1 pseudogene is annotated in these 252 nt (G+C 66.7%); it reads right to left on the bottom strand.

From position 1 onward, the window contains the following. Positions 1-252: pseudogene (locus KPB06_RS34435) on the bottom strand (IS21 family transposase); the annotation flags it as partial.

Genomic DNA, 252 nt, shown 5'->3' with positions numbered 1-252 from the left:
CGTGGCTCACGCGCCGCTCAAGCCGGATCACGCCGTTGAAGGTGCCGGCCGGCAACGCCTGCAGCGTAGGACGCTCCTCACTGAAGTGCTGAGCGACGACGCGGTGCGTGGTGCCGTGCACGCGGACATTGGCAACCGTGTCGAGCCACTCGCGCAGTTGGCGGTTCAGGTCGGCGAGGTTCTGGAAGCGGCGCGCCAGGAAGAAGTCCTGCCGGATATAGCGATACGGCCGCTCGACCTTGCCCTTGGTCT

The organism is Burkholderia semiarida, assembly GCF_029268935.1.
GTDB lineage: Bacteria > Pseudomonadota > Gammaproteobacteria > Burkholderiales > Burkholderiaceae > Burkholderia > Burkholderia semiarida.
The sequence above is the reverse complement of the archived record's forward strand: the minus strand, read 5'-3'. Positions and strand labels throughout refer to the sequence as shown.